Origin of the sequence: Pseudomonas sp. PB105, assembly GCF_009764655.1 — a bacterium.
Taxonomy (GTDB): domain Bacteria; phylum Pseudomonadota; class Gammaproteobacteria; order Pseudomonadales; family Pseudomonadaceae; genus Aquipseudomonas; species Aquipseudomonas cyclaminis.
The window spans coordinates 1-19,494 of sequence record NZ_RWIO01000063.1; the positions used below are offsets into that span (position 1 = coordinate 1).

The 19,494-nt window shown below is 60.8% G+C and carries 18 protein-coding genes; 10 read left to right on the top strand and 8 right to left on the bottom strand.

Annotation, left to right across the window (positions count from 1 at the left end; translation table 11 throughout):
- Nucleotides 1–223 precede the first annotated feature (223 nt).
- The gene (locus EJD88_RS16495) at nucleotides 224–1,114 is read right to left on the bottom strand and encodes a LysR family transcriptional regulator (RefSeq protein WP_112193149.1); all 891 of its coding nucleotides are present in this window, start codon (nucleotides 1,112–1,114) and stop codon (nucleotides 224–226) included.
- Nucleotides 1,115–1,267: 153 nt separating this feature from the next.
- On the opposite strand from EJD88_RS16495, the gene EJD88_RS16500 reads away from it, so the two are divergent.
- From EJD88_RS16500 to EJD88_RS16535, 8 genes are all read left to right on the top strand, one after another.
- Nucleotides 1,268–2,758: an aldehyde dehydrogenase family protein gene (locus EJD88_RS16500; protein WP_158878496.1), complete on the top strand. Its 1,491-nt coding sequence runs from the start codon at nucleotides 1,268–1,270 to the stop codon at nucleotides 2,756–2,758.
- A 109-nt stretch (nucleotides 2,759–2,867) separates the two neighbouring features.
- Entirely contained in the window at nucleotides 2,868–4,151 is a 1,284-nt protein-coding gene (locus tag EJD88_RS16505) for an FAD-binding oxidoreductase (protein ID WP_158878497.1), read from the top strand.
- Nucleotides 4,152–4,525: 374 nt separating this feature from the next.
- Nucleotides 4,526–5,662 carry a branched-chain amino acid ABC transporter substrate-binding protein gene (locus EJD88_RS16510; protein ID WP_158878498.1) on the top strand — a complete coding sequence of 379 codons (1,137 nt, stop codon included), beginning with the start codon at nucleotides 4,526–4,528 and terminating at the stop codon, nucleotides 5,660–5,662.
- A 184-nt stretch (nucleotides 5,663–5,846) separates the two neighbouring features.
- Nucleotides 5,847–6,761: a branched-chain amino acid ABC transporter permease gene (locus EJD88_RS16515; RefSeq protein WP_003188099.1), complete on the top strand. Its 915-nt coding sequence runs from the start codon at nucleotides 5,847–5,849 to the stop codon at nucleotides 6,759–6,761.
- Between the two features lie 2 nt (nucleotides 6,762–6,763).
- Nucleotides 6,764–8,041 carry a high-affinity branched-chain amino acid ABC transporter permease LivM gene (gene livM, locus EJD88_RS16520; protein WP_112193155.1) on the top strand — a complete coding sequence of 426 codons (1,278 nt, stop codon included), beginning with the start codon at nucleotides 6,764–6,766 and terminating at the stop codon, nucleotides 8,039–8,041.
- On the top strand, nucleotides 8,038–8,913 hold the full coding sequence (locus EJD88_RS16525; RefSeq protein WP_099583651.1) for an ABC transporter ATP-binding protein: 876 nt from the start codon (nucleotides 8,038–8,040) through the stop codon (nucleotides 8,911–8,913). Before livM ends, EJD88_RS16525 begins: the two co-directional genes overlap by 4 nt.
- Nucleotides 8,910–9,626, top strand: coding sequence for an ABC transporter ATP-binding protein (locus tag EJD88_RS16530; RefSeq protein WP_078740437.1), 717 nt, complete (start codon nucleotides 8,910–8,912; stop codon nucleotides 9,624–9,626). Before EJD88_RS16525 ends, EJD88_RS16530 begins: the two co-directional genes overlap by 4 nt.
- Nucleotides 9,627–10,352: 726 nt before the next feature.
- Nucleotides 10,353–11,117, top strand: a complete 765-nt coding sequence (locus EJD88_RS16535; RefSeq protein ID WP_099583650.1) for an SDR family oxidoreductase — start codon at nucleotides 10,353–10,355, stop codon at nucleotides 11,115–11,117.
- A 311-nt stretch (nucleotides 11,118–11,428) separates the two neighbouring features.
- Here the strand turns inward: EJD88_RS16535 and EJD88_RS16540 are convergent, their stop codons facing one another.
- From EJD88_RS16540 to ureE, 5 genes are all read right to left on the bottom strand, one after another.
- On the bottom strand, nucleotides 11,429–12,538 hold the full coding sequence (locus EJD88_RS16540; protein ID WP_158878499.1) for an AGE family epimerase/isomerase: 1,110 nt from the start codon (nucleotides 12,536–12,538) through the stop codon (nucleotides 11,429–11,431).
- 135 nt (nucleotides 12,539–12,673) lie between these two features.
- Nucleotides 12,674–13,246 carry a HupE/UreJ family protein gene (locus tag EJD88_RS16545; RefSeq protein ID WP_158878500.1) on the bottom strand — a complete coding sequence of 191 codons (573 nt, stop codon included), beginning with the start codon at nucleotides 13,244–13,246 and terminating at the stop codon, nucleotides 12,674–12,676.
- Between the two features lie 22 nt (nucleotides 13,247–13,268).
- The gene (gene ureG / locus EJD88_RS16550; protein ID WP_099583647.1) at nucleotides 13,269–13,886 is read right to left on the bottom strand and encodes an urease accessory protein UreG; all 618 of its coding nucleotides are present in this window, start codon (nucleotides 13,884–13,886) and stop codon (nucleotides 13,269–13,271) included.
- Nucleotides 13,887–13,909: 23 nt separating this feature from the next.
- Nucleotides 13,910–14,584, bottom strand: coding sequence for an urease accessory protein UreF (locus EJD88_RS16555; protein WP_099583646.1), 675 nt, complete (start codon nucleotides 14,582–14,584; stop codon nucleotides 13,910–13,912).
- Entirely contained in the window at nucleotides 14,581–15,081 is a 501-nt protein-coding gene (gene ureE / locus EJD88_RS16560) for an urease accessory protein UreE (protein WP_099583645.1), read from the bottom strand. The genes EJD88_RS16555 and ureE overlap by 4 nt, the downstream gene beginning before the upstream one ends.
- A gap of 276 nt (nucleotides 15,082–15,357) precedes the next feature.
- On the opposite strand from ureE, the gene EJD88_RS16565 reads away from it, so the two are divergent.
- Nucleotides 15,358–15,855 carry a C40 family peptidase gene (locus EJD88_RS16565; RefSeq protein ID WP_099583644.1) on the top strand — a complete coding sequence of 166 codons (498 nt, stop codon included), beginning with the start codon at nucleotides 15,358–15,360 and terminating at the stop codon, nucleotides 15,853–15,855.
- Nucleotides 15,856–15,860: 5 nt separating this feature from the next.
- Here EJD88_RS16565 and EJD88_RS16570 read toward each other — a convergent pair whose 3' ends face one another.
- A complete protein-coding gene (locus EJD88_RS16570; RefSeq protein ID WP_158878501.1) occupies nucleotides 15,861–16,493 on the bottom strand; it encodes a TetR family transcriptional regulator in 633 nt (210 codons plus the stop codon).
- A 151-nt stretch (nucleotides 16,494–16,644) separates the two neighbouring features.
- Entirely contained in the window at nucleotides 16,645–17,016 is a 372-nt protein-coding gene (locus EJD88_RS16575; protein WP_099583642.1) for a hypothetical protein, read from the bottom strand.
- A 345-nt stretch (nucleotides 17,017–17,361) separates the two neighbouring features.
- Here EJD88_RS16575 and EJD88_RS16580 point away from each other — a divergent pair, with 345 nt between their 5' ends.
- Complete coding sequence (locus tag EJD88_RS16580) at nucleotides 17,362–19,431, top strand: AsmA family protein (protein WP_158878502.1); 2,070 nt, start codon at nucleotides 17,362–17,364, stop codon at nucleotides 19,429–19,431.
- Nucleotides 19,432–19,494: the final 63 nt, after the last annotated feature.

Consider the following 19,494-nt stretch of genomic DNA (forward strand, 5'->3'; position numbering starts at 1 on the left):
GTGATCGGGTTCTTGCTGATGCTACGCGGTGTTTGTTATTGGGGCTGCTTCGCAGCCCAGCGCGGGACAAGCCCGCTCACCACAACAGCCCATTTGCCATAGATTCAGCATCCACTGGAAGTTGTGTAGATACCTATGCTCATCGGGGGCAAGCCCACTCCCACACTTGGAATGCCTTCCAAATGTGGGAGGGGGCTTGCCCCCGATGGCTATCTTTCAGGCACTAAATAACCTGCTCCATCATCCACTTCACAAAATCGCGCACCTTGGGCACCTCTGCCGAATGCTCCGGATACGCCAGGTAATACGCATCCTGGCTCGGCATCGCATGCTGCCAGGGAATCACCAGCTTGCCGTCGGCCAGTTCTTCCTCCACCAGAAACCGCGGCAACAGCGCCACGCCACAGCCGACCTGCGCTGCACGAATGCACATATAAAAGGTGTCAAAACGCGGCCCGTGGTAGCTGTGTTCAGTCTGGTAACCCTGGCTGGCGAACCAGTCATGCCAGCCCTGGGGGCGCGAGGCGTTTTGCAGCAGCACCAGTTCGCTCAGTTGCGTGGGGTCGGTGAAGGGCGTGGCGGGCAGGCTCTCGGGTGCGCACACCGGCACCAGTTCTTCACTGAACAGCTTCAGGCTCTCGGTGCCGGGGCGTGCGCCCTGGCCGAAGTAGAAGGCCAGGTCGGCCTTGCCTTGCAGCAGTTCGTCCGGCTCCTGCTCGTTGCACAGGTCCAGATGGATCTGCGGGTGACGCAGCCGCCAGCCCTTGAGGCGCGGCACCAGCCAGCGCGCGCCGAAAGTGTAGGGCGTGGACACGCGCAACACTTCGGTCTCGCCGCCGTAGGAGCGCAGGTAATGGGTGGACATCTCCACTTGCGTGAGGATCTTGCGCACTTCCACCAGGTACAGGTCGCCTGCCGGGGTCATCTGCAGGCGGCGACGCACGCGGCGAAACAGCAGGTGTTGCAGCAGTTCTTCCAACTGTGCCACTTGCTTGCTGACCGCGCTCTGCGTGAGGTTCAGCTCTTCGGCGGCGCGGGTGAAGCTCAGGTGGCGGGTGGCGGCTTCGAAACACTGCAGGGCGGTGATCGAGGGCAAATGTCTTTTGTTCAGCACGGCGTGCCTCTTTTTATGCTTTGCATGAATAAACGGAATGATATCTCGCCTAATCGTCGTTTGTTGGCAAGTCTTGGGCCAGCTACAAATAAGGCCTGGATCGCCGTGCGTGGCGCGGTGCGATTTTTTGTCTGCAGATTGAAGGAGTGACCCATGGTTGCCGCATTGCTTGATCGTCTCGGGGTAAACCCGGCGCTGTACCAGGCGGGTAAACAGCCCGTGCATTCGCCGATTGATGGCAGCCGTATCGGCAGTGTGCACTGGGAAGGTGCCGCCGAGGTGGAGCAACAGGTCAGTCGCGCCGAGCATGCATTCGACGCCTGGCGCAAAGTGCCGGCGCCGCGTCGGGGTGAGCTGGTGCGTCAATTCGGCGACGTGCTGCGCGAATACAAGGCCGACCTGGGCGAGTTGGTGTCCTGGGAAGCGGGCAAGATCACTCAGGAAGGCCTGGGTGAAGTGCAGGAAATGATCGACATCTGCGACTTCGCCGTCGGCCTGTCGCGCCAGCTGTACGGCTTGACCATCGCCTCCGAACGCGCGGGCCACCACATGCGTGAAACCTGGCACCCGCTGGGCGTGGTCGGCGTGATCAGCGCTTTCAACTTCCCCGTTGCGGTGTGGGCGTGGAACACCACCCTGGCGCTGGTGTGCGGCAACGCCGTGATCTGGAAACCCTCGGAAAAGACCCCGCTCACCGCCCTGGCGTGCCAGGCGCTGTTCGAGCGCGTGCTGAAGAAATTCGACGGTGCCCCTGAGTATTTGAGCCAAGTAATCATCGGTGGCCGCGATGCCGGCGCCGCGCTGGTGGATGACCCGCGTGTCGCGCTGATCAGCGCCACCGGCAGCACGCGCATGGGGCGCGAAGTGGCACCTAAAGTCGCCGCACGTTTTGCCCGCAGCATCCTCGAACTGGGCGGCAACAACGCCATGATCCTCGGCCCAAGCGCCGACCTGGACATGGCTGTGCGCGCCATTCTGTTCAGCGCCGTCGGCACCGCCGGCCAGCGTTGCACCACCCTGCGCCGCCTGATCGCCCATGAGTCGGTCAAGGCAGAGATCGTCACCCGCCTCAAGGCCGCGTATTCCAAAGTGCGCATCGGCCACCCGCTGGAAGGCAACCTGATCGGCCCGCTGATCGACAAACACGGCTTCGATAATATGCAGGACGCCCTGGAGCAGGCCTTGAGCGAAGGCGGCAAGGTGTTCGGCGGCAAGCGCCAGTTGGAAGATAAATTCCCCAACGCCTACTACGTGTCGCCGGCGATTGTGGAAATGCCCGAGCAAAGTGACGTGGTGTGCACCGAAACCTTCGCGCCGATCCTCTACGTGGTTGGCTACAGCGATTTCGCCGAAGCCCTGCGCCTGAACAACGCCGTGCCCCAAGGCCTGTCGTCGTGCATCTTCACCACAGACGTGCGCGAGGCCGAGCAATTCATGTCGGCCGTGGGCAGTGACTGCGGCATCGCCAACGTCAACATCGGCCCGAGCGGCGCGGAGATTGGCGGTGCGTTTGGCGGCGAGAAAGAGACCGGTGGCGGGCGTGAGTCGGGTTCGGATGCGTGGCGTGGGTATATGCGTCGGCAGACCAACACCGTGAACTACTCGCTGGAATTGCCGCTGGCCCAGGGCATTACCTTCGACTAAACCACTGTCGAAACGCGGTTAAAAATGTGGGAGGGGGCAAGCCCCCTCCCACATGTGACCGCATTGCACATCAAGATTGTTGTTTGTTAGGTCTCACCGGAGTCTGGCAATGGCACTACGCGAAACATGTTTGTGGGAACACCTCACCCCCAGCCGGCCGGATCGCGCCGCGCTCAAGGGCGAGTTGAAAGTGGACGTGTGCGTGATCGGCGCCGGTATTACCGGACTTTCGGCCGCCATTCACCTGCTGGAGCAGGGCAAAAGCGTCGCCGTGCTGGAAGCCCATCGCACCGGCCACGGCGGCTCAGGTCGTAACGTCGGGTTGGTGAACGCCGGGTTGTGGATCCCGCCGGATGACATCGAGGCCGGTTTCGGCGAAGCGGTGGGCAGTCAGCTCAATCGCATGCTTGGCGCAGCACCTTCGCTGGTGTTCAGCCTGATCGACAAATACAACATCGATTGCCAACTGCGCCGCGAGGGCACCTTGCACATGGCGCACAACGCCCGTGGCGAGGCGGATTTGCGCAGTCGTGAAGACCAATGGAAGCGTCGCGGCGCGCCGGTCGAGCTGCTCACCGGCCAGGCCTGCGAGCACGCCACCGGCACTAAAAAGATCGCCGCCGCGTTGCTGGATCGGCGGGCGGGTACCTTGAACCCGATGGCCTACACCTCTGGGTTGGCCAATGCTGCGGTCGGGCTTGGTGGGCAACTGTTCGATCATTCGCCGGTCACCCAATTGGAACGCCAGGGTGCGCTGTGGTCGGTGCAGACCCCGCACGGTGCAGTGCAGGCGGCGCAGGTGGTGATTGCCTCCAATGCCTACACCGAAGGCGAATGGACCGAGCTGCGGCGTAACTTTTTCCCCGGTTATTACTACCAGGTCGCCTCGGCCCCGCTCACCGATGACGCCGCCCGGCAGATACTCCCCGGCGGCCAGGGTTCGTGGGACACGCGCCAGGTCTTGAGCAGCATCCGCCGCGATGCCGAGGGTCGTTTGTTGCTTGGCAGCCTGGGCAATGGCAACCAGAAACCGGCGTGGTTTCTCAAGGCGTGGGCCGATCGGGTGCAGCAGCACTACTTCCCCTACCTCAAATCGGTGCAGTGGGAGTTCACCTGGACCGGCTGCATCGCCTTCACTCCCGATCACCTGATGCGCTTGTTCGAACCGGCCCCTGGCCTGGTCGCCGTCACCGGCTATAACGGGCGTGGCGTGACCACCGGCAGTGTGGTCGGCAAGGCGTTTGCCGACTACTTGTGTCACCAGGATCCCCAGGCCCTGCCGATTCCCTTCGCGCCGATGCAGCCGCTGGCCGGCGTGGGCTTGCGCAGTTGCCTGTATGAGGCTGGGTTCTCGCTGTATCACGCCGGGCAATGCCTGAGGATCGTGATCTGATCAGCGAAATACCGCTCAGAAGCCTGCATTTTCTTAGCCGGCTACTAATCTGTATTGGTGCAGGTCGTAGCAGTTGCGCACTGTAAATGTGCAGTTCCGTTACGCATGCTGTTACAGGTGCAGGGGCTGCGGTTTATCCATCCGGTTGCAGGTGGCACCTGCCAGGGTTGTACTTTTTAAGGGGGTTGGTTGCACCTCTGTAGGCTAGACGGTTGCACGTGCTGACGAGTCGAGTCGAAACGCCAGTAATAACAATGACACGGTGTCTTTTTGAAGAATAAAAACGTAATGGCACGGGGCTTGCTCTGAGCTTTCAGTGAAAAGTTTGAATGCAAGTTGTCGTGCCAAAAATCAAAAATATCGGAGCACCACTCATGTCCCAGACGTTTTACAAGAAAGGTTTTCTGGCCCTCGCCGTTGCAGCGGCGCTGGGTGTTTCTACGTTTGTTCAAGCTGATGTGAAGATTGGCGTAGCGGGGCCCATGACGGGCGCCAACGCCGCTTTCGGTGAGCAGTACATGAAGGGTGCCCAAGCGGCAGCCGATACGATCAACAAGGCTGGCGGCATCAACGGCGAGAAAATCGTGCTGGTTGCCGGTGACGATGCGTGTGAGCCAAAACAAGCCGTGGCCGTGGCCAACCGCCTGGCTGACCAGGACAAAGTGATCGGCGTGGTCGGGCACTTCTGCTCGTCCAACACCATCCCAGCCTCCGAGGTGTATGACGAAGCGGGCATCATCGCCATCACCCCAGGCTCCACCAACCCACAAGTTACCGAACGCGGCCTGGGCGCCATGTTCCGCATGTGCGGGCGTGACGACCAGCAGGGCATCGTCGCCGGCGACTACATCGTCGATGTGCTCAAGGGCAAGAAAGTCGCGGTCATCAACGACAAGGACACCTACGGCAAAGGCCTGGCCGACGCCACCGCTGCCCAGTTGACCAAGCGCGGCGTCAAGCCGGTGCTCGAAGAAGGCCTGACTCGTGGCGAAAAAGACTTCAGCGCCCTGGTGACCAAGATCCGTTCCACCGGCGCGGACGTCGTGTACTTCGGCGGCCTGCACCCGGAAGCCGGCCCGCTGGTTCGCCAGATCCGTGAAGCCGGCCTCAAGGACGTCAAGTTCATGTCCGATGACGGCATCGTGACTGACGAACTGGTGGCCACTGCTGGCGGCAAGCAGTACGTCGATGGCGTGTACATGACCTTCGGCGCCGACCCGCGCCTGCTGCCGGACAGCAAGGCTGTGGTGGAAGAGTTCCGCAAAAATGGCACCGAGCCCGAAGGCTACACCCTGTATGCCTACGCATCGGTCCAGGCCCTGGCTGCCGGCTTCAACGGTGCCAAGTCCAACAAAGGCGAAGACGCTTCCAAATGGCTCAAGGCCAACCCGGTCCAGACCGTGATGGGCAAGAAGGAATGGGACGTTAAAGGCGACCTGAAAATCTCCGACTACGTGGTTTACCAGTGGGATAAAGAAGGCAAGTACCACCAGTTGGAAAAGCAGAAGTAATCCATGTGGGAGGGGGCTTGCCCGCGATGCGGTGGGTCAGTTGAACAACTGTTGACTGACACTCCGCTATCGGGGGGCAAGCCACCTCCCACAAGAGGACCGTGTTCTGATCGAGATCTGTCTTTTCCTCCAGAAGCGCCGCACACCCACCGGTGTGCAGGTGCTCACCGCGTGAGATTGCGTTATGGATGGTATTTTCCTGCAGCAACTGGTCAACGGCCTGACCCTCGGGTCGGTCTATGGCCTGATCGCCATCGGCTACACAATGGTCTATGGCATCATTGGCATGATCAACTTCGCCCACGGCGAGGTTTATATGATTTCCGCTTACCTCGCGGCGATCAGTCTGGCACTGCTGGCTTACTTCGGCATCGAATCCTTCCCGCTGCTCATTCTCGGCACTCTGATCTTCACCGTGGTCGTCACCGGCGTGTACGGTTGGGTCATCGAGCGTGTCGCCTATAAACCACTGCGTAACTCCACCCGACTGGCCCCGCTGATCAGCGCCATCGGTATCTCCCTGATCCTGCAGAACTACGCGCAGATCGCCCAGGGTGCGAAACAACAAGGCATTCCAACCCTGCTGGCTGGCGCCTGGCGCGTCGACATCGGCACCGGCTTCGTGCAGCTCACGTACACCAAGGTATTCATCCTCGTGGCGGCCTTCGCCGGTATGGCGTTGCTCACTTACATCATCAAGTACACCAAGCTCGGTCGCATGTGCCGCGCAACCCAGCAAGACCGCAAGATGGCTTCGATCCTGGGCATCAACACCGACCGCGTGATCTCCTACGTGTTTGTCATCGGTGCCGCCATGGCCGCATTGGCCGGCGTGCTGATCACCCTCAATTACGGCACTTTCGACTTCTATGCCGGCTTCATCATCGGCATCAAGGCATTTACCGCAGCGGTACTCGGCGGCATCGGCTCCCTGCCTGGGGCGATGTTGGGCGGGATCATCCTGGGTATTTCCGAGTCGCTGTTCTCGGGGTTGATCAACTCTGACTACAAAGACGTATTCAGTTTCTCCCTGCTGGTGGTGATTCTGATTTTCCGTCCCCAGGGCCTGCTGGGTCGCCCGCTCGTGGCTAAGGTGTAAACATGTCTGCTGCCAAACCTATCGATATCAAGAAAAGTGTCGTCGATACGATCCTTGCCGGGCTGATTTCGCTGATCGTGTTCGGTCCGATCGTCGGCGTGGTCCTCGACGGCTACAGCTTCAACCTGGAACCCGCGCGCGTGGCCATCCTGGTCGCCATCGTGATGGTCGGGCGCTTTGCCCTCAGCCTGTTCCTGCAAACCCCCAAGGGCCTGAAGATTCTGCAGGGCTTCGAGAGCAGTGGTTCCGGCGTGCATGTGCTGCCACCGGACTACAAGTCGCGGCTGCGCTGGATCATTCCGGCATTGATCGTGATCGCCATCGTGTTCCCGATCTTCGCCAACAAGTACCTGCTGACCGTGGTGATCCTCGGCCTGATCTACGTGTTGCTCGGCCTGGGCCTGAACATCGTGGTCGGCCTGGCGGGCTTGCTCGACCTGGGGTACGTGGCGTTCTACGCCATCGGCGCCTACGGCCTGGCGCTGGGTTATCAGTATCTCGGCCTGGGTTTCTGGAGCGTGCTGCCCCTGGCGGCCATCGCGGCGGCGCTGGCGGGGTGCATACTCGGCTTCCCGGTATTGCGAATGCACGGTGACTACCTGGCCATCGTGACCTTGGGTTTCGGTGAGATCATCCGTCTGGTGCTCAATAACTGGCTGTCGTTCACCGGTGGCCCTAACGGCATGCCGGTGCCTTCACCGACGTTCCTCGGCCTGGAGTTCGGGCGCAAGGCGAAGGAGGGCGGGATTCCGTTCCACGAATTCTTCGGCCTCGATTACAACCCCAACATCAAGTTCATGTTCATCTACATCGTGCTGTTCCTGGTGGTGCTGGCTGTGCTGTACATCAAGCACCGCCTGACGCGCATGCCGGTCGGCCGCGCCTGGGAAGCCCTGCGTGAAGATGAAATCGCCTGCCGCTCCATGGGTCTGAACCACGTGCTGGTCAAACTCTCGGCGTTCACCATCGGCGCTTCCACGGCGGGGTTGGCCGGGGTGTTTTTTGCCAGCTACCAGGGCTTCGTCAACCCGTCGTCGTTCACGTTCTTCGAGTCGGCGCTGATCCTGGCCATCGTGGTCCTGGGCGGCATGGGCTCGACGGTCGGCGTGGTGATCGCGGCGTTCGTGCTGACCGTGGCGCCGGAGTTGCTGCGCAGCTTCTCGGAGTACCGCGTATTGCTGTTTGGCGTGTTGATGGTGGTGATGATGATCTGGCGACCACGCGGCTTGATCCGGATCAGCCGTACCGGTGTGACACCACGTAAAGGAGTGGCGCCATGAGCAAGGAAGTCGTCCTGTCCGTGGAACATTTGATGATGCACTTCGGTGGCATCAAGGCCTTGAGCGATGTGAGCCTCAAGGTCGAACGCAACTCGATCTTCGCCCTGATCGGCCCTAACGGCGCCGGCAAAACCACCGTATTCAACTGCCTCACCGGGTTTTACAAAGCCAGCGGCGGCAAGATCGAACTCAACGTGCGCGGCAAGCAGACCAACGTGATCCAGCTGCTGGGCGAGCGCTTCAAGGCCGTCGACTTTGTGTCGCCGAAAAGCTTCCTCAGCCGCGTGTACTACAAGATGTTCGGCGGTACCCATCTGGTCAACCGTGCAGGTTTAGCGCGGACGTTCCAGAACATTCGCCTGTTCAAGGAAATGTCGGTGCTGGAAAACCTGCTGGTGGCCCAGCACATGTGGGTCAACCGCAACATGCTCGCAGGCATCCTCAACACCAAGGGCTACCGCAAGGCCGAAAGTGACGCGCTGGATTGCGCGTTCTACTGGCTGGAAGTCGTCGACCTGGTGGACTGCGCCAACCGCCTGGCCGGTGAGCTTTCCTACGGCCAGCAGCGCCGCCTGGAAATCGCCCGCGCCATGTGCACCCGGCCGCAGATCATCTGCCTGGACGAACCCGCCGCGGGACTCAACCCCCAGGAAACCGAAGCCCTCAGCGCGATGATTCGCCTGCTGCGCGACGAACACGACCTCACGGTGGTGCTGATCGAACACGACATGGGCATGGTAATGAGTATTTCCGACCACATCGTGGTGCTGGACCACGGCAACGTAATCGCCGAGGGCGGGCCGGAAGCGATCCGCAACGACCCGAAAGTGATTGCCGCTTACCTGGGCGCCGACGAAGAGGAGCTGGTATGAGCGGGCCTATCCTCGAAATGAAAGACCTGGACGTGTTCTACGGCCCGATCCAGGCCCTGAAAAAAGTCTCGCTGCACATCAATGAAGGCGAAACCGTCAGCCTGATCGGCTCCAACGGCGCGGGTAAGTCCACGCTGCTGATGTCGATCTTCGGCCAGCCCCGGGCTGAGTCGGGGCAGATTCTGTACAACGGCGTCGACATTACCCACAAGTCGTCCCACTACATCGCCTCCAATGGCATCGCGCAGTCGCCGGAAGGGCGGCGGGTGTTCCCTGACATGACCGTCGAGGAAAACCTGCTGATGGGCACCATCCCGATTGGCGACAAGTATGCCCAGGAAGACATGCAGCGCATGTTCGAGCTGTTTCCAAGGCTCAAGGAGCGGCGTACCCAGCGGGCCATGACCATGTCCGGCGGCGAGCAGCAAATGCTCGCCATCGCCCGTGCACTCATGAGCCGGCCCAAGCTGTTGCTGTTGGACGAGCCAAGCCTGGGCTTGGCGCCGATTGTGGTGAAGCAGATCTTCGCCACCCTGCGCGAACTGGCGGCCACCGGGATGACCATCTTCCTGGTGGAGCAGAACGCTAACCACGCACTGCGCTTGTCGGACCGGGCGTATGTGATGGTCAACGGCGAGATTCGCCTTACAGGCACGGGTAAGGAGCTGCTGGTGAACGAGGAAGTGCGCAACGCCTACCTCGGCGGGCACTGATCTAAATCACAACGCAGTACCTCTGTGGGAGGGGGCAAGCCCCTCCCACATTTGTTTTGTGGGTGTTCACAAGGCCGATCCCAAATTGTGGAAAACAAATCCAGCCCTCCTCCAAAGCGCGACATATAGCCGCCGCAAATCCCTGTTTTGTCACACTTTTGACTTGTCCCCATCCACTGTGGAACCGGCTGTGGGTAACGTGGGAGTAGCTGGCTGAACGCCTTTAAAAACGTGGCCTGCAGCGCGTCGGTTGTTTTTTGATCAGGCGCTTTTTGGCGACCGGCCAAGGGGTTTGTCAACCTGTTTAAAGACACAGGTATATGACCGAAATATGACCCTTCAGCCTGTGGATAAGTCTGTGATTAAACTCTGGAAAGACCTCCGCAGAGGCCGGAATGACTGGCCTGGAGCCATCGTCTGAATTTTCCCTGTGTCGATAGGCCTACATACGCCCTCGTCAAGGTCAAGCAAAAAACTTTCTAAAACCGCCTGAAAGCCTTGTACACAGCGGCTTGCGGTGTTTTGCACTTGCCCCCAAAGACTGTGGGCGCAGTTGTGGATAACCTGCGCGTATATGGCTGCAGGCCACGGTTCATATAGCGTTGCTTGAAGTGATCAAAAAACGATCAGTTGTAGATTGGGCGGTGCGCTTAGCGGTTGCCGCGAAGGCGGTGTAAGGGCATTCTGCTGGCTGTTTTTTTTTCCGATGCCCGCAAGGAGAACACCATGTCCGACACGCTGTTTATTACTGGCGCAACCTCAGGTTTTGGCGAAGCCTGCGCCCGTCGTTTTGCTGACGCCGGTTGGAAACTGGTGCTCACTGGCCGTCGTGCCGAACGTTTGAATGCCTTGGTTGAAGAGCTTTCCAAGCAGACTGAAGTGCACGGCCTGGTCGTGGACGTGCGTGACCGCAAAGGTATGGAAGACGCCATCGCCAGCCTGCCGCCGTCGTTCGCCACACTGCGTGGCCTGATCAACAACGCCGGCCTGGCCGTGGGCACTGATCCTGCGCCCAAGTGCAGCCTCGACGATTGGGAAACCATGGTCGACACCAACATCAAAGGGCTGCTGACCACGACCAATCTGCTGCTGCCGCGCTTGATCGCTCACGGGCGTGGCGCCGGAATCATCAACCTGGGGTCTATCGCCGGTAACTACCCTTACCCTGGCAGCCACGTATATGGCGGCTCCAAGGCGTTCGTGAAGCAGTTCTCGCTGAACCTGCGTTGCGACCTGCAAGGCACCGGCGTGCGCGTGACCAATATCGAGCCAGGCCTGTGTGAGAGCGAGTTCTCGCTGGTGCGTTTCGGTGGCGACCAGGCGCGTTACGACGCCACCTACGCCGGCGCTGAGCCGATCCAGCCGCAGGACATTGCCGACACGATTTTCTGGGTGATCAACACCCCGGCGCACGTCAACATCAACCGCTTGGAGCTGATGCCGGTGAGCCAGACCTGGGCTGGTTTTGCGATTGAGCGGGGCGGTAAGTAAGTAGGACTTTAAGTCGAGGCGAGGCTATCGGGGGCAAGTCGAATCGTCGCGCCGCCGATGAGCATGGGCATCTACACAACTTCCGGAGGATGCTCAATCTATGGCAAATGGGCTGTTGTGGTGAGCGGGCTTGTCCCGCGCTGGGCTGCGCAGCAGCCCCAAAACCTTCACTCCGATTGGTTCTGGCACTCTGCGGTGACCTTATTGGGGCTGCTTCGCAGCCCAGCGCGGGACAAGCCCGCTCACCACAGGATTCTGTGTCAGCCTTTAAGAGTTGTGTAGATACTCATACCCCGATGAGGCTCTGAAGGTCAGCGCAGATGCTGAATCAGGCCCTGATAGCAGGTCGCCAAGTGATAAGGCGTAGTCGACGGCATGTCCCGTCGGCTCACGGCACCGTTGGCATCCAGGCATTCATGCCAACCTCTGTCATGCAGGAAATGCTCTTGCAGCGCCAGCAACTGGCGCTGTAACACCGTCTCACTGCCCGGCCGCAAGGTCAGCGCCCGCAGGTATTCCGCCTGGGCCCAGATGCGCTGGGTGGCGTCACGCACACTCCCGTCCAGGCTAAGCATGCCGCTCACCGCGCCGCTTAAGTTGTCCACACCCTTCTGCTCGGCATAGGCAAATGCCCGGGTCAGTGAGGCATGCAACGGCGTGCCGCGTAAGACGGGGGACGATTCCAGCAAGAAGAACCACTCGAACTGATGCCCTGGCTCGAACCAGTTATCCACAGCGCCCAGCGGTTTTTCCATCATCACGCCATGCTGGCGGTCGATGAAGCGCTGTTGCATGGCCGTCGCCAAGGCCAGCAACGCCGCTTGTACCTCGGCGTCTCCGCGCACCGCGAGGGTGGCGAGAAAGCCTTCGGCCAGGTGCATCAACGGGTTTTGCAGCGGGCCGGACTTGAGGGACGACCAATTACGCTCAAGCACCGCCTCGTAAAGACCATCGCCGGTGGCGAAACGCTCAGCGACCACTTCAAGGGCCGCGTTGAGTACCGATTCGACCAACGGTTCGCGCACTTTGGCCCAGTAGTGGGCGCAGGCGAAGATGATGAAGGCGTGGGTGTAGAGGTCTTTGCGCTTATCCAGCGGCTGCCCGGCCGGGTCGATGCTGTAGAACCAGCCGCCGTGCTCGGCGTCGTGGAAGTGCCGTTGCAGGGAACGGAACAGCGCAGCGGCACGCTCTTCGGCGAAGGCCGCGTCGGGTTCGCCGATCAGGCTGGCGAACAGGTATAACTGCCGCGCGCAGGCCATGGCGCGGTAGCGTTGCGGCGGCAAAGGCCGATGATCGGCATCCAGCGCCTCATAGGGCAGCGCCAACTCGGCATTCCAGCCCTGGCCCTGCCAGAGCGGCACGATCAGGGTGTGGAAATGGGTGAGTACGGAATTCAACGTAGGCTGGGAAGCGATGGGCATTGGCTGGCGTCGTCACGGCAGGGGTGTAGGCGCGCATGGTAGCAGGCTTGGGAACGGTGTTGTCTGTGCCACCGCTATCGGGGGCAAGCCCCCTCCCACATTTGTCCGCGATGAATCCCTAAAGCGCGCTGCAGATCAGCCCGCCAGCAACCAAAACCCAGTCGCCGCCGATGCTGCTCCAGCAACCCGCACCAACGGCGCCGCCGCAGCCGGCAGAAAACGCACCACGGCATACCCGGCCGCGTGCAATGCAGCGGTCGCGCCGACGAACCCAGCGGCATACGCCCAAGGGTTGGACATCTCCGGCAGTTCCAGGCCATGGGCGACTCCGTGGAACAGTGCAAACAACGCCGTAGCGCCCACCGCCATGAACAGCGGCGGACGCACCGCCAGCGCCACTGCCAGGCCCAATGCCAGCACCGACGCGGCAATCCCGCTTTCCAGCGCCGGCAATGCCAGGCCTTCAAAACCCAACACGCCGCCAATCAGCATGGTGCCGACAAAGGTGCACGGCAGGGCCCAACGGGCGGCGCCTTTCTGCTGCGCTGCCCACAGGCCGACGGCAAGCATGGCCAGCAAGTGATCGATGCCGCCCAATGGGTGGCTGATACCGGCCACCAGGCCATTGTCGCCATGACCCGGATGCGCGAAGGCCAACGCCGGGGCGAGCAGCAGGACGGCAGCGGCGAAGAGTTTGTTGAGGCTCATAGACAGGTTCCTTATGGGTTGATCAGGCGGCGGTGGTCAGCAGGCCCTGGCGTTCGATAAAGGCGACAATCTCGTCCAGGCCGACGCCGGTTTTCTGGTTGCTGAACACAAAGGGTTTACCGTTGCGCATGCGCTGGGTGTCGCTGTTCATCAGCTCCAGCGACGCGCCGACCAGCGGCGCCAGGTCGATCTTGTTGATCACCAGCAGGTCGGATTTGCAGATGCCTGGGCCGCCTTTGCGCGGCAGTTTGTCGCCAGCCGACACATCGATCACATAGATCGTCAGGTCCGACAGCTCCGGGCTGAACGTGGCCGAGAGGTTGTCCCCACCGGACTCCACCAGGATCAGGTCCAGGCCGGGAAAGCGACGGTTGAGTTGGTCGACCGCTTCCAGGTTGATCGAGGCGTCTTCACGGATGGCCGTGTGCGGGCAGCCGCCGGTTTCTACGCCGATGATGCGCTCGGGCGCCAGGGCCTGGTTGCGCACCAGGAAGTCAGCGTCTTCGCGGGTATAGATGTCGTTGGTGACCACCGCCAGGTTGTAGCGGTCGCGCAGCGCGAGGCACAGGGCCAGGGTCAGGGCGGTTTTGCCGGAGCCGACCGGGCCGCCGATGCCGACGCGCAGGGGTTGTGTGTTCATGTGCTTCTCCAAATAAAGCGCTCCTAGGAACGGAACAGGCGGCTGTACTGGCGCTCATGGGCCATGCACGCCAGGGACAGGCCGAACGCGGCGCTGCCGAAATGATGGGGGTCGATGCGGGCGGCATCCTGCTGGGCCTGTTGCAGCAGCGGCAGCAGCTCACTGGTCAGGCGTTGGGCGGCTTGTTGGCCCAGGGGCAGGGTTTTCATCAGCACGGCCAGTTGATTTTCCAGCCAGCTCCACAGCCAGGCGGCGAGGGCGTCGTCGGGGCTGATGGCCCAGGCGCGTGCGGCCAGGGCCCAGCCCAGGGCCAGGTGGGGTTCGCTGCGTTGCTCAAGAAAGGTGCGGGCTGCGCTGTCCAGCTCCGGCAGACCGTTGAGCAATTGGTGCAAGGAGTAGCCCATCTGGCGGCTTTCTTGATACAGCTCGCGGGTCTCGCGGCTGGCCTGGTGCGCTTCGCACAGTTGCGAGAGTGTCGGCCAATCCTGCTCGGCTGCAGCGCGGCAATGGGCGAGCAGCAGCGGCGCTTCGAAGCGCGCCAGGTTCAGCAGCAACTGGTCGCTGATCCAGCGGCGAGCGCTGGCGGCGTCCTTCACGCGGCCATTCTCCACGGCCATCTCCAGGCCTTGGGAATAGCTGTAGCCGCCAATCGGCAATTGCGGACTGGCCAGACGCAGCAGCGCCCAGGCTGGGTTCATAAACGCACGCCGAACTGGTGCAGCTTGGGCGGATAGTTGAAATCTTCATCGCCATGGCGTGAATGATGGTGACCACCGCCATAGGCACCGTGCTCCGGCTGGAACGGCGCTTCGATCGTCTGCGTGGTGGCGCCCAGCTGTTCAAGCATGGCCTTGAGGACATAGTCATCAAGCAGGCGCAGCCAGCCATCACCAACCTGCAACGCCACGTGGCGGTTACCGAGGTGATAGGCGGCGCGGGTCAGTTCAAACGCGTTGGCGCAGGTGACGTGCAGCAGTTGTTCAGGCCGCGCGCAGACACGTACGACACGTCCGTCTTCCGCCTGTAGGCATTCGCCATCGTGCAACGGTGGCTGGCCACGCTCCAGAAACAAGCCGACGTCTTCACCGTCGGCACTGAAACAGCGCAAGCGGCTCTTGCTGCGTGCTTCGAAGTTCAGCAGCAACTCAGCGGCCCAGAGGGCTTGGGGGGCGATTCGGCGGTGGATCACCAGCATCAGGAAGCTTCCAGCTATGAGCGATGAAACAGCTAGAGCAAGGGGCTTGCCAACCCGGAGGGTGAGTAGGAATTGCTTGTAGGACGGCCCTTTGATGCCACTAAACAGGGCGTTTAAAGAGGCGAGAGCTGACCCAAAATGGTGCGCGCTATTGCTGGCTGCACCTGTTGTGAGCGTTTCGGATTTGTCCTACGTGATATGGGGATTCGGCGTTCATCGCGTTACGTAAGGAATCATTAGGCTTTGCGCCCTGTTTAATTCCCTGCGACGTTCATCATGTTCAAATCATTATGTTGTTTAGTCATTGTCAGCCTGTCTTTTGTTGTGTCATCCGCTTCGGCCAACTTTCAGCCTCGTCCTGCCTTCGCGTCGTCACTTAAAAGCGAAGCAATCGAGAACGTGATCGACCGCGCGCATGAGTTGCTGGGCACGCCCTACAAATGGGGCGGCACTTCCGCGAAGCAAGGGTTCGATTGCAGCAGTTTCCTGGTTTACCTGTTCAAGACTGAAGCCAATATCCAGATCCCGCGCACGACCGCGGCGATGCACCGATCGACGGCCGCTACCATCCAGCGCAGTGCGCTCAAGCCCGGCGATGCGGTGTTCTTCAAGGGTAATGGGCGCGGCCAGGTCAGCCATGTGGGTCTCTATATAGGCCAGGGCAAATTCATTCATTCGCCGCGCACCGGCAAGACCGTGCGTATCGATTCGCTGAGCAACAGCTACTGGAACAAGAACTACACCACCGCCAAGCGTTTCCATTCGGCGGGTTGATCGGCTTACTCGGTGCTGCCCAGGCCCTGCCAGTGCTTGAGGCCGATAAAGATAAAGCGCAGTTGCTGGGTGATTTTCGCCTGTGGCGTGAGATGGGCCGGCAAGGCATGCGCCGGTGGGTCGATGATGTCGGGGAGGGTGGCGAACACGCTTTTGACGATCAGGTCGGCCATCACGTGCAGGCCCTCGCTGTCCAGGTGCTGCAACTTCGGCATCAGGGTCAGGTCGGCCGCCAGGTCATGGGTGATGTCCTCGCGCAAAGCGCTGATGGCTTGGCGCACGGCGAGGCAGCCGCCATATTGCTCGCGGGCCAGGAACAGGAATTGCGAACGGTTGGCCGAGACCACATCGAGAAAGATCCGCACCGAGGCGTCGATGATGCCGCCCATCACGAACTCGTTGTGGCGCACCAGGCGAATGGTCGCGCGAAAGGTCTGGCCGACTTCACTCACCAGGACGAGCCCAAGCTGGTCCATATCGGCAAAATGGCGATAGAAACCGGTGGGCACAATGCCGGCCGTCTTGGCCACTTCCCGCAGACTCAGGCTGCCAAACCCACGGCCACCCTCCATCAGATGGCGGGCAGCGTCCATCAGGGCAAGGCGGGTCTGTTGCTTCTGTTCGGCGCGGGGCAGCATGGGCGGGGGCTTTGTCGGCAAGTACAGCGACGCACTCTAGCAAAACAGCTCTGTTGGCGTCGAACTTGGCGGGGCAGGCGAGCGTGACAGGTTCTACAAAAGGTCAAAAGCCCGATCAGGTGATCGGGCTTTTTTCTGGGCTACCATAGGGTTAGCTCTGTGCTTGATTTTGTTCTTTCAGGCGATCCGAACCATCTTCGGCAACACCTTCAGCGTAGGCGCGCTTGCTGATTTGATCGGCACCATCTTCAACCAGACCATTCTCATGCAGGCGATCGCTGCCGTTTTCGGTCAGGCCTTCGGCGTGAGCGCGTTTGCTGATCTGATCCGAACCGTTTTCTGCAACAGCGCCCTTGGCGTAGTCACGGGCATCTTCTTCTTGCGAACCGCTACGGGCCAGGGTCTGGCTGAAGTGCACGGCGTCGGCTTTGACTTGAGGGGTGACTTGTTCAGCGGCTGGCAGGGCAAAAGCGCTGGAGGCCAGGATGGACAACAGGACGGTAGCGAGTACTTGGCGTTTCATGATGGTTGCTCCTTGGGAGGGCGATAAAGTGGGTACAGGACTAATGCTACTCTCGATATGTCGATATAAAAGTTCATAAACACAATGGTAATAATCAACAGAATTGATTGTTCCTTGCGGAGGCTCTAGACCGGACCTCTCAAGCACGCGGTTTTGCACCGTGGTGGGTATTTTCGACACGAACCTGGGTAACAATGGTGCGCCGTCGATGATCGGATTTGTCTGGTTGATCAGGAAAATGGCTTTTTGAGACTAAATCGGCCACTGGGTTAAACCCCCGGACGGTTTACCAGTCGTACCCTTATGAGCTGTAGTTCAGCTAGTCGTGTTGAGGAGTCCTGTGCAATGACGCGCACTCGTAAAATCGTCGCCTGGAGCTGCGCCAGCTTCGTTCTGTTAATCGCCGTAGCGGTCCTGGTCCTGGTGTTTTTTGACTGGAACCGCATCAAGCCGCCCCTCAATGCCAAAGTTTCCGAAGAACTGCATCGCCCGTTTGCCATCAATGGCAACCTCGCCGTGGTGTGGCAGCGCGAGCCCGATGAAGGCGGTTGGCGTGCCTGGGTGCCATGGCCCCACGTGATCGCCGAAGACCTGACCTTGGGTAACCCCGATTGGTCGAAAAAACCGCAGATGGTCACGCTGAAAAAAGTCGAGCTGCGTATTTCGCCCCTGGCGCTGCTGGTGCAGCACGTGGTGATTCCGCGTATCGACCTCACCGAACCGAGCGCCGCGTTGCAGCGCCTGGCCGATGGCCGGGCCAATTGGACCTTCAAGTTCGACCCTAAGGACCCGAATGCCGAACCCTCCAACTGGGTGGTGGACATCGGCGCCATCGGTTTCGATAAAGGCCACGTGACCCTCGACGACCAGACCCTCAAGACCCAGCTCGACGTGATCATCGACCCCCTGGGCAAACCGATCCCGTTTGGTGAAATCGTCGGTGATGCCGATGCCAGGAAGGCCCTGGAAAAAGGCTCCGCGCCCCAGGACTATGCGTTCGCCCTCAAGGTCAAAGGCCAGTACCACGGCCAGAAGCTGGATGGCACCGGCAAAATCGGCGGCCTGCTGGCCCTGCAGGACGCGGCCAAGCCGTTCCCGCTGCAGGCCCAGGTCAAGATCGCCGACACCAGCATCGCCCTGGCCGGGACCTTGACCGACCCGCTCAACCTCGGCGCCCTCGACCTGCGCCTGAAACTGTCCGGCAGCAGCCTGGGCAACCTGTACCCGCTGACCGGTGTCACCCTGCCGGACTCGCCGGCCTACGCCACCGATGGCCACTTGATCGCCAAGCTGCACGAGGCCAGCGGCGCGTCCTTTCGTTACGAAAACTTCAACGGCAAGATCGGCAACAGCGATATCCACGGCAACCTCGGCTACGTCGCCAGCCAGCCACGGCCCAAGCTCAGCGGCGCGCTGGTGTCCAACCAGTTGCTGATGACTGACTTGGCCCCCTTGATTGGCGCCGACTCCAACGCCAAGCAAAAGGCCCGTGGCGGCGAAAGCAAGCAGCCGGCGACCAAAGTGCTGCCAGTGGAAGAGTTCCGCACCGAACGCTGGCGCGACATGGACGCCGACGTGGAATTCACCGGCAAACGCATCGTGCACAGTGCCGAGTTGCCCTTCACTGACCTCTACACCCACGTTGTGCTCAATGACGGCGAGCTAAGCCTGGAACCCCTGCGTTTCGGCGTTGCCGGCGGCAAGCTCGATGCGCAGATCCGCCTGAATGGGCGCATCACACCAATGGAAGGTCGCGCCAGGCTGACCGCACGTAACTTCAAGCTCAAGCAACTGTTCCCGACCTTCGAGCCGATGAAAACCAGCTTCGGTGAACTCAACGGCGATGCCGATATTGCTGGGCGCGGCAACTCCGTGGCGGCGCTGTTGGGCAGCTCCAACGGTGACCTGAAGATGCTGATCAACGACGGCGCCATCAGCCGTGGCCTGATGGAAATTGCCGGGCTCAACGTCGGTAACTATGTGGTGGGCCGTTTGTTCGGCGACAAGGAAGTGAAGATCAACTGCGCGGCGGCGGACTTCGGCATCAAGACCGGCCTGGCAACCACGCGGCTGTTTGTGTTCGATACCGAGAACGCCATCATCTACGTCGACGGCACCGCGAACATGGCCACCGAACAGTTGGACCTGACCGTCACGCCGGAATCCAAAGGCTTCCGCCTCTTCTCCCTGCGCTCGCCGCTTTACGTGAACGGGCCGTTCATCAAGCCCAATGCCGGCGTGAAGGCTATTCCACTGGCCTTGCGCGGCGCCGGCATGGTGGCACTGGGCGTGATCGCCGGTCCTGCCGCCGGGTTGCTTGCGCTGGTCGCCCCAAGTGGCGGCGAGCCCAACGAATGTGCACCGCTGTTGCAGCAGATGAAAGAAGGCAAGGCGCCGAAGACGGTGAAAGGCTAACCAAATGTGGGAGGGGGCTTGCCCCCGATAGCAGTGTGTCAGTTCCAGAGGTGCTGGCTGACA

Excerpts from the sequence above, each read along its gene's own strand:
- EJD88_RS16565 (WP_099583644.1), top strand. The coding sequence starts at position 15,358 with ATGTTCAAATCATTATGTTGTTTAGTCATTGTCAGCCTGTCTTTTGTT.
- EJD88_RS16575 (WP_099583642.1), bottom strand. The coding sequence starts at position 17,016 with ATGAAACGCCAAGTACTCGCTACCGTCCTGTTGTCCATCCTGGCCTCC.
- EJD88_RS16580 (WP_158878502.1), top strand. The coding sequence starts at position 17,362 with ATGACGCGCACTCGTAAAATCGTCGCCTGGAGCTGCGCCAGCTTCGTT.
- EJD88_RS16535 (WP_099583650.1), top strand. The coding sequence starts at position 10,353 with ATGTCCGACACGCTGTTTATTACTGGCGCAACCTCAGGTTTTGGCGAA.
- ureE (WP_099583645.1), bottom strand. The coding sequence starts at position 15,081 with ATGCTGGTGATCCACCGCCGAATCGCCCCCCAAGCCCTCTGGGCCGCT.
- EJD88_RS16570 (WP_158878501.1), bottom strand. The coding sequence starts at position 16,493 with ATGCTGCCCCGCGCCGAACAGAAGCAACAGACCCGCCTTGCCCTGATG.
- EJD88_RS16545 (WP_158878500.1), bottom strand. The coding sequence starts at position 13,246 with ATGAGCCTCAACAAACTCTTCGCCGCTGCCGTCCTGCTGCTCGCCCCG.
- EJD88_RS16525 (WP_099583651.1), top strand. The coding sequence starts at position 8,038 with ATGAGCAAGGAAGTCGTCCTGTCCGTGGAACATTTGATGATGCACTTC.
- EJD88_RS16540 (WP_158878499.1), bottom strand. The coding sequence starts at position 12,538 with ATGCCCATCGCTTCCCAGCCTACGTTGAATTCCGTACTCACCCATTTC.
- EJD88_RS16530 (WP_078740437.1), top strand. The coding sequence starts at position 8,910 with ATGAGCGGGCCTATCCTCGAAATGAAAGACCTGGACGTGTTCTACGGC.
- ureG (WP_099583647.1), bottom strand. The coding sequence starts at position 13,886 with ATGAACACACAACCCCTGCGCGTCGGCATCGGCGGCCCGGTCGGCTCC.
- EJD88_RS16555 (WP_099583646.1), bottom strand. The coding sequence starts at position 14,584 with ATGAACCCAGCCTGGGCGCTGCTGCGTCTGGCCAGTCCGCAATTGCCG.
- EJD88_RS16500 (WP_158878496.1), top strand. The coding sequence starts at position 1,268 with ATGGTTGCCGCATTGCTTGATCGTCTCGGGGTAAACCCGGCGCTGTAC.
- EJD88_RS16515 (WP_003188099.1), top strand. The coding sequence starts at position 5,847 with ATGGATGGTATTTTCCTGCAGCAACTGGTCAACGGCCTGACCCTCGGG.
- EJD88_RS16510 (WP_158878498.1), top strand. The coding sequence starts at position 4,526 with ATGTCCCAGACGTTTTACAAGAAAGGTTTTCTGGCCCTCGCCGTTGCA.
- EJD88_RS16505 (WP_158878497.1), top strand. The coding sequence starts at position 2,868 with ATGGCACTACGCGAAACATGTTTGTGGGAACACCTCACCCCCAGCCGG.
- livM (WP_112193155.1), top strand. The coding sequence starts at position 6,764 with ATGTCTGCTGCCAAACCTATCGATATCAAGAAAAGTGTCGTCGATACG.